General features: G+C 72.1%; 12 protein-coding genes and 1 pseudogene. 12 read left to right on the forward strand and 1 reads right to left on the reverse strand.

The features are described 5' to 3' along the window. The first annotated feature begins 23 nt into the window (after nt 1-23). The 11 genes and pseudogenes from lepB (CW362_RS07515) to CW362_RS07570 all read left to right on the forward strand — a co-directional run bounded on the left by lepB (CW362_RS07515) (nt 24) and on the right by CW362_RS07570 (nt 9,689). Entirely contained in the window at nt 24-740 is a 717-nt protein-coding gene (lepB, locus tag CW362_RS07515) for a signal peptidase I (protein ID WP_103548581.1), read from the forward strand. Then, nucleotides 733-1,818 (forward strand): annotated as a pseudogene (lepB, locus tag CW362_RS07520) (signal peptidase I); the annotation flags it as partial. The gene lepB (CW362_RS07515) and the pseudogene lepB (CW362_RS07520), both read left to right, overlap by 8 nt. Continuing rightward, a complete protein-coding gene (gene lepB, locus CW362_RS07525; RefSeq protein ID WP_103548582.1) occupies nt 1,709-2,653 on the forward strand; it encodes a signal peptidase I in 945 nt (314 codons plus the stop codon). The pseudogene lepB (CW362_RS07520) and the gene lepB (CW362_RS07525), both read left to right, overlap by 110 nt. A gap of 156 nt (nt 2,654-2,809) precedes the next feature. Continuing rightward, nucleotides 2,810-3,583, forward strand: coding sequence for a signal peptidase I (gene lepB, locus CW362_RS07530; RefSeq protein WP_103548583.1), 774 nt, complete (start codon nt 2,810-2,812; stop codon nt 3,581-3,583). Further along, nucleotides 3,573-4,097, forward strand: coding sequence for an NUDIX hydrolase (locus CW362_RS07535; RefSeq protein ID WP_103548584.1), 525 nt, complete (start codon nt 3,573-3,575; stop codon nt 4,095-4,097). Before lepB (CW362_RS07530) ends, CW362_RS07535 begins: the two co-directional genes overlap by 11 nt. Before the next feature lie 55 nt (nt 4,098-4,152). After that, nucleotides 4,153-4,461: a DUF2469 domain-containing protein gene (locus CW362_RS07540; RefSeq protein WP_003965949.1), complete on the forward strand. Its 309-nt coding sequence runs from the start codon at nt 4,153-4,155 to the stop codon at nt 4,459-4,461. Nucleotides 4,462-4,721: 260 nt separating this feature from the next. Further along, nucleotides 4,722-5,093, forward strand: a complete 372-nt coding sequence (locus tag CW362_RS07550) for a YraN family protein (protein ID WP_240657711.1) — start codon at nt 4,722-4,724, stop codon at nt 5,091-5,093. Beyond that, nucleotides 5,093-6,718, forward strand: a complete 1,626-nt coding sequence (locus tag CW362_RS07555; RefSeq protein WP_103548585.1) for a YifB family Mg chelatase-like AAA ATPase — start codon at nt 5,093-5,095, stop codon at nt 6,716-6,718. The genes CW362_RS07550 and CW362_RS07555 overlap by 1 nt, the downstream gene beginning before the upstream one ends. A gap of 26 nt (nt 6,719-6,744) precedes the next feature. Next, nucleotides 6,745-7,860 (forward strand): DNA-processing protein DprA, encoded by a 1,116-nt coding sequence (gene dprA, locus CW362_RS07560; RefSeq protein WP_103548630.1) that lies wholly within the window; start codon nt 6,745-6,747, stop codon nt 7,858-7,860. Between the two features lie 272 nt (nt 7,861-8,132). Further along, a complete protein-coding gene (gene whiG / locus CW362_RS07565; RefSeq protein WP_103548586.1) occupies nt 8,133-8,975 on the forward strand; it encodes an RNA polymerase sigma factor WhiG in 843 nt (280 codons plus the stop codon). A 156-nt stretch (nt 8,976-9,131) separates the two neighbouring features. After that, a complete protein-coding gene (locus tag CW362_RS07570; RefSeq protein ID WP_103548587.1) occupies nt 9,132-9,689 on the forward strand; it encodes a TetR/AcrR family transcriptional regulator in 558 nt (185 codons plus the stop codon). A gap of 394 nt (nt 9,690-10,083) precedes the next feature. Here CW362_RS07570 and CW362_RS07580 read toward each other — a convergent pair whose 3' ends face one another. Then, nucleotides 10,084-10,704, reverse strand: a complete 621-nt coding sequence (locus CW362_RS07580) for a murein hydrolase activator EnvC family protein (RefSeq protein WP_240657712.1) — start codon at nt 10,702-10,704, stop codon at nt 10,084-10,086. A gap of 268 nt (nt 10,705-10,972) precedes the next feature. Between CW362_RS07580 and rpsB the strand changes: the two genes are divergently transcribed. After that, on the forward strand, nt 10,973-11,878 hold the full coding sequence (gene rpsB, locus CW362_RS07585) for a 30S ribosomal protein S2 (RefSeq protein ID WP_037625124.1): 906 nt from the start codon (nt 10,973-10,975) through the stop codon (nt 11,876-11,878). Nucleotides 11,879-11,971 lie beyond the last annotated feature (93 nt).

Consider the following 11,971-nt stretch of genomic DNA (forward strand, 5'->3'; position numbering starts at 1 on the left):
AGGCCGGATAGCATCTGGCCCCGATGGACACCGAAGCACAGCCCGTGGAGCGCGACCGCTCCTCCCGCCCTTCCGCTTCCGAGGAGATCTCGGACACAGCGGGGCCGGAGGAACGGTCGCGTTCTGCGTTCCCCGGCAAGGTCGCCGACTGGCTCCCCGGGGGCCGGATCACCCTGACGGTGCTGGTCTGTCTGGTTTTTCTGCTGCTGGTCAGCCGCTTCGTGATGCAGCCGTTCGAAATTCCCAGCGGCTCCATGGAGTCCGGATTGAGGATCGGGGACCGCGTTCTCGTAAACAAGTTGGCGTACCGTTTCGGTTCCGAGCCGCAGCGGGGCGATGTCGTCGTCTTCGACGGCACCGGTTATTTCGGGAACGCGGACTACGTCAAACGCGTCGTCGGGGTAGAGGGAGACCACGTGGTCTGCTGCGACAAGGAGGGGAGACTCGAAGTGAACGGCCGATCGGTCGACGAGTCGACATTTCTCTATCAGGGCGACAGCCCTTCCGAGGTGCCCTTCGACATCGTCGTGCCCGAGCGGTCCCTGTTCCTCCTGGGGGACCACCGCAGCCGCTCCCGCGACTCCCGTGACCACCTGGGTTCGCCCGGCGGCGGCATGGTCCCCGTCGGCGACGTCATCGGCAGGGCCGACTGGATCGCCTGGCCCGTGGGCCACTGGACCCGGCTGACGCGTTCCGGCGCGTACGCGGGTGTGCCGGCCACCGGGGGTGCCCATGGGTAACCGCGGACGCGCGCGCGGGGTCTCCGCCAGCGCCGCCGACAACCTGCTGCCCACCGGGTCCCGGCGCGCCGCGGGAGGCGCGGCCCGGCCCAGCCGGGTCGAGCGCCGAAAGCTCGCGCGCAAGATCAAGCGGCGCAGGCGCCGCTCGGCGGTCAAGGAGATACCCCTCCTCGTCGGTGTCGCCGTGCTGATAGCCCTGGTCCTCAAGACGTTCCTCGTCCAGGCCTTCGTGATCCCCTCGGGCTCCATGGAGAACACGATCCAGATCGGCGACCGCGTCCTGGTGGACAAGTTCACCCCCTGGTTCGGCTCCCAGCCCAAGCGCGGTGACGTCGTCGTCTTCAAGGACCCCGGAGGCTGGCTCACCGCCGAGGAGACCCAGAAGAAGAACGACCCCGTGGTCGTCAAACAGTTCAAGGAGGGGCTGACCTTCATCGGTCTGCTGCCCTCCGACAACGAGAAGGACCTGATCAAGCGGGTCGTCGGTCTCGGCGGGGACACGGTCAAGTGCTGTGACGCCGAGGGCCGGGTGACCGTGAACGGCACCCCCCTGACCGAGCCGTACATCTACGCCGGGGACAAACCGTCGGACTTCGCCTTCGAGGTGAAGGTGCCCGCGGGCCGGCTGTTCGTGCTGGGCGACCACCGGGGCAACTCCGCGGACTCCCGGTACCACCGCACCGACAAGTTCAGCGGAACCGTCTCCGAGGACTCGGTCGTGGGCCGGGCGATGGTCATCGGATGGCCCATCGGCCACTGGACCCGGTTGCAGGAGCCGAACACCTTCTCGACGGTGTCCGACGCGCCCGGAGGGTCGGCTTCCGCTCCAGCTCTGTCGCATAGGGTGGGCTCTGCGGATCCAGACGGATTGATCCCGCTCCCGAGCCCTGCGGAACTCCCGCTCGTTATGGGAGTGGTGGGCCTGCGCCGAATACGGCACGGGCGGCGGCACGGAGTGAGGAGTGGATGTGGGGGATGTGGCGGTCGGCGCGCGCTCTGGGCACGAAGGGCCCGAAGGGCAGCCGGAAAGGCCCGAGGATGCGGCTGCCCCGGCCGTAGACCCCGGCTCGGATTCCGGGGACGGCTCCGAGGGCGGTGACGCCTCGACCGGGCGTTCCGGACAGGACCCGAAGTCCCCCAAGAAGCAGCGCTCCTTCTGGAAGGAGCTGCCGATCCTGATCGGCATCGCTCTGGTCCTCGCGTTGATCATCAAGACCTTCCTGGTGCAGGCGTTCTCGATTCCCTCGGACTCGATGCAGAACACCCTCCAGCAGGGCGACCGTGTCCTGGTCGACAAATTGACCCCGTGGTTCGGCTCCGAGCCGGAGCGGGGCGAGGTCGTCGTCTTCCACGACCCGGACAACTGGCTGGCGGGCGAGCCCACGGCCAACCCGAACGCCCTGCAGACGGTGCTCAGCTGGATCGGCCTGATGCCGTCCGCCGAGGAGAAGGACCTCATCAAGCGGGTCATCGGCGTCGCCGGTGACACCGTCGAATGCAACGGCACCGGCCCGCTGAAGGTCAATGGCAAGGCGCTGAACGAGTCGTCGTACGTGTACGCCGGGAACACCCCGTGCAGCCAGGACGAGGACGGCGGTCAGTTCAAGGTCAAGGTCCCCAAGGGCATGATCTGGGTGATGGGCGACCACCGCCAGAACTCGCGGGACTCGCGCTACAACCAGGCGGACGAGCACCACGGCATGGTGCCGGTGAACGAGGTCGTCGGCCGTGCCATCGTCAAGGCCTGGCCCATCAGCCGCTGGGGCACCCTCCCGGTCCCGGACACCTTCGACCAGCCCGGTCTGAGCGCCCAGGCGGCCGCCGCGGTCACCTCTCCGGGCGCCGTGGCCCTCCTGGGGGCCGCGCCGCTCGTGCTGGTGCGCCGCAGGCGCAGGGCGTCCAAGGACGACTGAGCCCGTCACACGGCCTCGGGGCCGGCCCCTCCGGACACGTCCGGGGCGGCCGGCCCCGTTCGTTCCCGGCACGGGCACCCGGATCCGGTCCGCTCCGGCGATCGTGATCCGGAGGGGGCTGACCTCGGACCGTACCCCCGGGTAAGGTGCGGGCCCATGGGTGGCGAGAGCGCAACACGTACGGCCCCGCGCAGCGGCGGCACAGGCAAGGCCCCGGTGGGGAGCAGGACCGGACAGCGGTTGTCCGGGCTGGCCGTCGCACTGGGTCTGGTGCTGTTCCTGGGCGGATTCGTCTGGGCGGCGCTGGTCTACCGGCCGTACACCGTGCCCACGAGTTCGATGGCCCCGACGATCAAGATCGGTGACCGGGTGCTGGCGCAGCGCGTCGACGGGAGCGAGGTCCGCCGCGGTGACGTCGTCGTCTTCGACGACAAGACCTGGGTCACGGGCTCGTCCGTGGTCAAGCGCGTGGTCGCCGTCGGCGGCGACACCGTCGCCTGCTGCACCGACGGCAAGCTGACCGTCAACGGCAAGCAGATCGACGAATCGTATCTGCCCAAGGGCAGCCTCGCCGAGCTCACGGGCTTCCCGACCGTCAAGGTCCCCGCGGGCCGGCTGTTCCTGCTGGGCGACGAGCGGCGGGGCTCCCTGGACTCCACCGCGCACCTGACGGACGCGGCGCAGGGCACCGTGGCCCGCGGGGCCGTCAAGGCCCGGGTCGAAGCCGTCGCCTGGCCCATGAACGGCATGCTCGCCCGCCCCGACGGCTTCAAGACGCTCGGTGCCCTGTCCCAGCCCGGTCCGCTGCCCACGATGATCGCCCTGGTGATCGCCGGCGCCGTGCTGGTGCTCGGCGGAGCGGCGTACGGGCCGGTCGCCAAGCTGGCCGGGCGGTCCCGCGCCCGCACGGAGTCCGCCGGTGCCCGCTGACGCGGCGGGCCCGGACGAGGGCTCCGGCCGGGGCGGGCTGCGCAAGGTCGCCCGGGTCGTGCTGCTCGACCCGCAGGACCGTGTCCTGCTGTTGCACGGCCACGAGCCGGGCGATCCCTCCGACGACTGGTGGTTCACGCCCGGCGGCGGAGTGGAGGGCGACGAGACACGTGAACAGGCGGCTTTGCGGGAACTCGTCGAGGAGACCGGGATCACCGAGGTCGACCTGGGCCCCGTGCTGTGGCGGCGGGTCTGCTCGTTCCCGTTCGCCGGGAGGCGCTGGGACCAGGACGAGTGGTACTTCCTGGCCCGTACCACCCAGACCGCGACGGCGGCCACGGGGCTGACGGAGCTGGAGCGGCGCAGCGTCGCCGGAGCGCGCTGGTGGACGTGCCGGGAACTGGCCGAGGCGCATGAGACGGTGTATCCGACCAAGCTCGCCGGGCTGCTGCGCAGGGTGCTCGACGAGGGTCCCCCGGCCACGCCCGAGGTCCTCGACACGGAAATCGTCTAGGGGCTCCCGGGGCTGACGCACAATAGGGGGACGCACGGCTGAAGGGGAACATGCCATGAGCGCCGAGGACCTCGAGAAGTACGAGACCGAGATGGAGCTGAAGCTCTATCGGGAGTATCGCGATGTCGTCGGTCTGTTCAAATATGTGATCGAGACCGAGCGGCGCTTCTATCTCACCAACGACTACGAGATGCAGGTGCACTCGGTCCAGGGCGAGGTGTTCTTCGAGGTCTCCATGGCGGATGCCTGGGTGTGGGACATGTACCGGCCCGCCCGCTTTGTGAAACAGGTGCGCGTCCTTACATTCAAGGACGTGAACATCGAGGAGCTGAACAAGAGCGATCTGGAGCTGCCGGGCGGCTGAGGCCCGGGCGGCCGGGCCGGGGGCCGAGGGGCCGGGGACTGACGGGCCGGAGGCCGACGGGCCGGAGGAGGGGGGCGGAGGTCCCCGGGCCGGGACCTCCCGTCGGCCGGTCGGCCCGTGCACGTGTGCCCGCCGGGTCGGCGGCGATCGTGATGGTGACTCGTACGGGTGACGGAGTTCTCCACAGTCACCCGCTCGTCCACCAAGATCCAACAGCTGAGCGGTGTGGCCTCAGTGTCGGTGCCGGAGGTGGTGCCGACATGAAGACATCCGAGGCACGCAACGCACTGGGCGCCTACGGCGAGGAACTGGCCGCACGACGGCTGGCCGGGGCCGGCATGACGGTTCTGGCCCGCAACTGGCGCTGTGACCGGACCGGCGAGATCGACATCGTCGCCCGGGACGGCGACGCGCTGGTCGTCTGTGAGGTCAAGACCCGCAGGGCGGGCGCGTTCCAGCATCCGATGGAGGCCGTCACACCGGCCAAGGCGCGCCGACTGCGCGGCCTGGCCGAACGCTGGCTCCAGGAACACGGTGGAGCCCCGCCCGGCGGTGTCCGCATCGACCTGATCGGCGTCCTGATCCCCGAACGCGGCGCGCCCGTGGTCGAGCACGCGCGGGGGGCGGCCTGATGGGATTCGCACGTACGTGCTCGGTGGCCCTGGTGGGCGTGGAGGGCGTCGTCGTCGAGGTCCAGGCCGACCTGGAGCCGGGCATCGCCGCCTTCACGCTGGTCGGCCTCCCCGACAAGAGCCTGACCGAGAGCCGGGACCGGGTCAGGGCGGCGGTGGTCAATTCCGGCGCCTCCTGGCCGCAGAAGAAGCTGACGGTGGGGTTGAGCCCGGCCTCCGTGCCCAAGGGCGGTTCGGGTTTCGACCTCGCCGTGGCGTCGGCGGTCCTCGGCGCCGCGGAGCGGATCGATCCGCGTGTGCTCGCCGACATCGTGATGATCGGGGAGCTGGGGCTCGACGGCCGGGTGCGGCCGGTCCGGGGCATCCTGCCGGCGGTCCTCGCCGCGGCGGACGCCGGTTACGAACAGGTGGTGGTGCCGGAGTGCGCGGCGGCCGAGGCCTCGCTCGTGCCGGGCGTCTCGGTGCTCGGGGTCCGCAGCCTGCGCCAGCTGATCGCGGTGCTGGCGGACGAACCGGTGCCCGAGGAGGATCCGGACGAGCGGGGCCGCCCGGACCCGCTGTCGGCGGGCCTGCGCCTGCCCGGCACGGGCGAGGCCACCGGCCTGTGCGGCGTCTCCGCGCCGGAACACGACCGGGGCCACGACCTCGGCGACGTCGTCGGCCAGCTCTCGGCGCGCACCGCGATGGAGGTGGCGGCGGCCGGAGGTCACCACGTCTTCCTCCAGGGGCCGCCGGGCGCGGGCAAGACGATGCTCGCCGAGCGGATGCCGCTGATCATGCCGCGTCTCACCCGCCAGGAATCCCTGGAGGTGACGGCGATCCACTCCGTCGCGGGCCTGCTGCCGCCCGGCAAACCGCTGGTGGACGTCGCGCCGTACTGCGCACCCCACCATTCCGCGACCATGCAGTCGCTCGTCGGCGGCGGCAAGGGGCTCGCCCGGCCCGGCGCGGTGTCCCTGTCGCATCGCGGCGTGCTCTTCCTGGACGAGGCGCCGGAGTTCAGCGGCTTCGTGCTGGACGCCCTGCGGCAGCCGCTGGAGGCGGGGCACGTGGTGATCGCGCGCAGCGCCGGTGTCGTACGGTTCCCCGCCAAGTTCCTGATGGTGCTGGCCGCCAACCCCTGCCCCTGCGGGCGCTTCAGCACGACGAACGACTTCTGCGATTGCCCGCCCTCCGTCATCCGCCGCTATCAGGCGAGGCTCTCCGGACCGCTGCTCGACCGGGTCGACCTGCGGGTGGACGTCGAGCCGGTCACCCGGGCCGAACTCACCGCGCGCGGCGCGCGCGGTGAGTCGACGCGGACGGTCGCGGACCGGGTGCTCGCCGGCCGTGAGCGGGCCGCCGAGCGCCTGAAGGGGACCCCCTGGAGCACCAACAGCGAGGTGCCGGGGCGCGAGCTGCGCGGCCGCTGGCAGGCGCGGGCGGGAGCGATGGACGAGGCCGAGCGGGGTCTGGAGCGCGGGCTGCTGACGGCCCGGGGGCTGGACCGGGTGCTCCGGGTCGCGTGGACGGTCGCGGACCTGTCGGGACACGACCGGCCCGACGCCGGGGACGTCGCCCTGGCGCTCCAGCTGCGTACCGGCATCCCGCGCGGGGTGCCGATGGCGATCGGCTCGCCGGCGTGACGGCCGCCGAGCGCGGAGCCCGCGTCATGCTGTCCCGGGTCGTCGAACCGGGTGACGAGGTCTGCGGGCGCTGGATCCGGGAGGTCGGGGCCCCGGAAGCGGTCCGGTGGCTGTACGGGGACCTGGGGCAGCCGCGGGGGATGACCGACGGAAGGTGGGCGGGACTGCGGGCCAGGGCGGCGCGGGCCGACCCGGAGCGCGACCTCGCCCTCGCCCGGGACGCCGGGGTGAGGTTCGTCTGTCCCGGCGAACCCGAATGGCCCGCGCAGCTCGACGACCTGGGGGACTCCCGGCCCGTCGGGCTGTGGGTGCGGGGGCGGGCCGGCCTGCGGCTGTGGGCGCTGCGGTCCGTCGCCGTCGTCGGCGCCCGTGCCTGTACGGAGTACGGCGCGCACATGGCCGCCGTCCTCGGCGCCGGGCTCGCGGAGCGGGGCTGGGTGGTGGTGTCCGGCGGTGCCTACGGCATCGACGGTGCCGCGCACCGGGGCGCCCTCGGCGCGGGCGGTGCCACCGTGGCGGTGCTCGCCTGCGGCGTCGACCGGCCCTATCCGCGCGGACACGCCCAGCTGATCGCGAGGATCGCGGAACAGGGGCTCGTGGTGGGCGAGTTGCCACCGGGAGAGCACCCGACGCCGAGCAGATTCATCCTCCGGAACCGGGTCATCGCGGCGCTCACCCGGGGCACCGTGGTCGTCGAGGCGGCCTACCGCAGCGGAGCGCTCGTCACCGCCCGCGCGGCACAGCGGCTGGGCAGGTTCACGATGGGCGTGCCGGGACCCGTCACCAGCGGACTGTCGGCCGGGGTGCACGAACTGCTGCGCGGGGAAGCGGTCCTCGTGTCCGACGCCGCGGAAGTCGCCGAACTGGTGGGCGACATGGGGGAGCTGGCCCCGGAGCGGCGTGGCCCCGTGCTGCCGCGCGATCTGCTGGAGCCGGGTGCGGGACGTGTCCTGGCCGCCCTGCCGGCGCGGGATCAGGCCGGGATCGAGGAGATCGCCCGGCGGGCTGCGACCAGCCCGGACGACGCGGTCGGGAGACTGTACGAACTCCGGGCACTTGGATTCGTCGAACGACATGGCGACGGCTGGAAGTTGACACGCCAGGCGACGGCCCCCGTCCGAGGTGATCGGGAGAGATGCTGACCGAGCGTGTTCGGCCGTCCGGGGGAACGCCGACACGCCTGGGAATCCTCGCAGTTGGCGACTCCCGACGGTCACGCAGGGCGACCGTGGTGACTCCGGGAGACGTCCCGGGGAAAGGTTTCGCGTGCGGGTGACAGCCCACCCTTCGCACACTGCGACAGCCCAGTCACGCTACGCTCACAAGAATCCGAAGCACGTGACGCGATCTCGGCATGAGGCCGACAGGGCGCCCAGGCAATCCCAGTCCACGGCAGAACGGCACAAGGCGACGAATGCCCCAGCACACCTCCGGGTCCGACCGGACGGCGATCCCGCCAGCCGCCCGCGACGGCGGCAGCGTGCGCCCGCCCGCGCCCTCGACGCTCGACGAGCTGTGGCGGTCGTACAAGTCGACCGGTGACGAGCGACTGCGGGAGCAGCTGATCCTGCACTACTCGCCGCTGGTGAAGTACGTGGCGGGCCGTGTCAGCGTGGGGCTGCCGGCCAATGTCGAGCAGGCCGACTTCGTCTCGTCGGGGGTGTTCGGGCTGATCGACGCGATCGAGAAGTTCGACATCGAACGGGAGATCAAGTTCGAGACGTACGCGATCACCCGCATCCGCGGTGCCATGATCGACGAACTGCGTGCGCTGGACTGGATCCCGCGGTCGGTGCGGCAGAAGGCGCGCAACGTGGAGCGTGCCTACGCCACGCTGGAGGCGCGGCTGCGGCGCACCCCCTCGGAGGGCGAGGTCGCCGCCGAGATGGGCATCGGAGTGGAGGAACTCCACACGGTGTTCAGCCAGTTGTCGCTGGCCAACGTGGTCGCTCTGGAGGAGCTGCTGCACGTGGGCGGCGAGGGCGGCGACCGGCTGAGCCTGATGGACACGCTGGAGGACACCGCCGCCGACGATCCGGTCGAGGTGGCCGAGGACCGGGAGCTGCGGAGACTGCTGGCCCGGGCGATCAACACCTTGCCCGACCGGGAGAAGACCGTGGTCACGCTGTACTACTACGAAGGACTCACGCTCGCGGAGATCGGCAATGTGCTCGGGGTGACCGAGAGCAGGGTGAGCCAGATCCACACCAAGTCGGTGCTCCAGCTGCGCGCCAAGCTGGCCGGTTTCGGGCGCTGAGCCGAGCGGCGCCGTGATGCGGGGCGGTGCCGCCGTGCCGTCCCGGCGGCGGGAGTGCCGCGGCGGACGCCGCCGCGGCCGGGTCGGCGGAGTGGTTCCCGTCCGTGGCGCCACGTCCGTACAGTGGTTGACGTGCCAAGGATTCGAGCGGCCTCCGTGGCCGAGCACCGGTCGATGCAGCGAGCCGCCCTGCTGGACGCGGCGCGGTCCCTGTTGTCCGAGGGCGGGACGGAGGCGCTGACCTTCCCCGCGCTCGCCGAGCGCACGGGGCTCGCGCGCTCCTCCGTGTACGAGTACTTCCGGTCCAGGGCGGCCGTCGTCGAGGAGCTGTGCGAGGTCGACTTCCCCGTCTGGGCGGCCGAGGTCTCGGCCGCCATGGCCGTGGCGGACGGTCCCGAGGCCACGGTCGAGGCCTACGTCCGCAGTCAGCTGGCCCTGGTCGGCGACCGGCGGCACCGGGCCGTGGTCGCCATCTCCGCCAGCGAACTCGACGCGGGCGCCCGGGAGAAGATCCGGGCCGCGCACGGCGGGCTGGTCGCGATGATCGGTGAGGCGCTCGCCGAGATGGGGCACGCGGAGCCGAGGCTGGCCGCGATGCTCCTCCAGGGAGTGGTGGACGCCGCGGTGCGGCGCATCGAGCTGGGCGCCGCCGAGGACTCCTCCGCGATCACGGAGGCGGCCGTGGCGATGGCCCTGCGAGGCGTCCGGGGCTGAAGCCCCGCCGCCCCGGCCCGCGGCTCCCGCCGCCCCGCCACGTGGGCTCCCGCCGTCCTGGTCGTGCGGGCTCCCGCCGCCTCGGCCACGGGCTCCCGCCGCCTCGGCCACGGGCTCCCGCCCCGTTGGACCGTCGCCCTCGCCGCGGTGCCTCGCCCCCGGACCGCGTCCCGCCGGGCCGCCGCCCTCGCTGTGAGCGCCCCCGCCCACGCCGGACCATGTCCCCGATGTGAGCCCCTCGCCCAGCCGGGCCGCCCCTCCCGGTGCGGGTTCGCGTGCCGGACCGCCTTCTCCGGCCCGGTGCCCCACCCTGCCGGGCCCCGGGCCGTCGTCCTCGGTGGGAGTTCCCGTCCCCCGGCCCGTCCCGGCGCGGGTCCTTCGCCCTGCGGGGGTGTCAGGGACGTGTGCCCGGTGCCGACGGGGTGAGCGGCAGCAGGCGGGACGGGCCCGTGTCCAGGAGCCACGGAGGGAGCAGGGACAGCGGGTTCAGGTAGGCCGTTCCTCTGAGCAGCCCCCAGTGCAGACAGGCCGTCGGCCCGCAGTGCGCGCCCCCCGCCTCCAGGGTGCCGACGGTCTCGCCCGCGAGGACCTCGTCGCCCTCGTGAACCGATGCCCGCACCGGGCCGTACGTCGTCCGCAGCGGGGGCGCCCCCGTGCCCGACAGCTCCACCGAGACGACCCCGCGGTCCGCGACCCGGCCCGCGAAGAACACCCGGCCGGGCGCGACGGCCCGCACCGGGGAACCCGGGGCGGCCGCGAGGTCGACACCGCGATGCCCCGGGGAGTAGACCGTCGCCGGCGGCTCCCAGCCCCGTACGACGGACGGCCGGACCCCCACGGGCCAGGCGCGGGCGAGTGCGGGCACGGAGGGGTCGGCCGCCGGCGGGGGGAGCGGGACCGCCGGAGCGGGGCCCGCGCCCCGGGCCAGCGCGGGCGGGGGCGGGGCGCACAGGACGGCCACGGCCAGGCACGGCAGGACCACGCGCCACATACGCGCACATCGGTTCACTCGCATGCGGGAACCGTCCCGCATCGAGCGGATCATGGCCGGGATCTGTGGAGTACCGGCCGGTTGTGGACAGCGACGTCACCCGGTCCCTCCCGGGTCCCGTACACTTCTGGAGGCGACCCGGGTCATCGGGTCGACTTCGCACGCCCCGACATCTGGTCGTACAACCGGTGTCAGCGCCTCTCGGTCCTCTGTGGCAAGGCGCGTCGCGGGCGTCAGGCGCGAGTGCCGTCCGGCACACGCGGCACAACCGAGAAAACCGAGGAGAACGGCCATGGCCGTCGTCACGATGCGGGAGCTGCTGGAAAGCGGCGTCCACTTCGGTCACCAGACCCGTCGCTGGAACCCGAAGATGAAGCGCTTCATCTTCACCGAGCGCAACGGCATCTACATCATCGACCTGCTCCAGTCGCTGTCGTACATCGACCGCGCCTACGAGTTCGTCAAGGAGACCGTCGCTCACGGCGGCACGGTCATGTTCGTCGGTACGAAGAAGCAGGCGCAGGAGGCCATCGCCGAGCAGGCCACCCGCGTCGGCATGCCCTACGTCAACCAGCGCTGGCTGGGCGGCATGCTCACCAACTTCTCCACCGTCTACAAGCGTCTGCAGCGCCTCAAGGAGCTCGAGCAGATCGACTTCGAGGACGTCGCGGCCTCGGGTCTCACCAAGAAGGAGCTTCTCGTGCTCTCGCGCGAGAAGGCCAAGCTGGAGAAGACCCTCGGCGGTATCCGCGAGATGCAGAAGGTGCCCAGCGCCGTCTGGATCGTGGACACCAAGAAGGAGCACATCGCGGTCGGTGAGGCCCGGAAGCTCAACATCCCGGTCGTCGCCATCCTCGACACCAACTGTGACCCCGACGAGGTCGACTACAAGATCCCGGGCAACGACGACGCGATCCGCTCCGTCACCCTGCTCACCCGCGTGATCGCCGACGCCGTCGCCGAGGGCCTCATCGCCCGCTCCGGCGCCGGCAAGGCCGCGGGCGACAAGGCCGCGGGCGAGCCGCTCGCCGCGTGGGAGCGCGACCTGCTCGAGGGCGAGAAGAAGGCCGACGACGCCGAGGTCCAGACCTCCGCCGAGACGGAGAAGGTCGCCGACGCCGAGCAGGCCGAGGCTCCGGCCGAGGCCGCCGCCGAGGCTCCGGCCGAGGCCCCCGCCGCGGACGCCGAGCAGGCCTGACCCCTCACCCCTTCGGGTCTGTGAACGGCGGGGGCGCACGAAGCCCCCGCCGTTCCGCCCGTAGATCTTCAGACTTCGAGAGAGACTCCAGGA

The organism is Streptomyces populi, assembly GCF_002911015.1.
Taxonomy (GTDB): domain Bacteria; phylum Actinomycetota; class Actinomycetes; order Streptomycetales; family Streptomycetaceae; genus Streptomyces; species Streptomyces populi.

Bases quoted from the DNA above. Each gene is read 5' to 3' on its own strand.
- dprA (WP_103548630.1), top strand. From the start codon at position 6,745: ATGCTGTCCCGGGTCGTCGAACCGGGTGACGAGGTCTGCGGGCGCTGG.
- rpsB (WP_037625124.1), top strand. From the start codon at position 10,973: ATGGCCGTCGTCACGATGCGGGAGCTGCTGGAAAGCGGCGTCCACTTC.
- lepB (WP_103548583.1), top strand. From the start codon at position 2,810: ATGGGTGGCGAGAGCGCAACACGTACGGCCCCGCGCAGCGGCGGCACA.
- CW362_RS07540 (WP_003965949.1), top strand. From the start codon at position 4,153: ATGAGCGCCGAGGACCTCGAGAAGTACGAGACCGAGATGGAGCTGAAG.
- CW362_RS07580 (WP_240657712.1), bottom strand. From the start codon at position 10,704: ATGCGAGTGAACCGATGTGCGCGTATGTGGCGCGTGGTCCTGCCGTGC.
- CW362_RS07555 (WP_103548585.1), top strand. From the start codon at position 5,093: ATGGGATTCGCACGTACGTGCTCGGTGGCCCTGGTGGGCGTGGAGGGC.
- whiG (WP_103548586.1), top strand. From the start codon at position 8,133: ATGCCCCAGCACACCTCCGGGTCCGACCGGACGGCGATCCCGCCAGCC.
- lepB (WP_103548581.1), top strand. From the start codon at position 24: ATGGACACCGAAGCACAGCCCGTGGAGCGCGACCGCTCCTCCCGCCCT.
- CW362_RS07550 (WP_240657711.1), top strand. From the start codon at position 4,722: ATGAAGACATCCGAGGCACGCAACGCACTGGGCGCCTACGGCGAGGAA.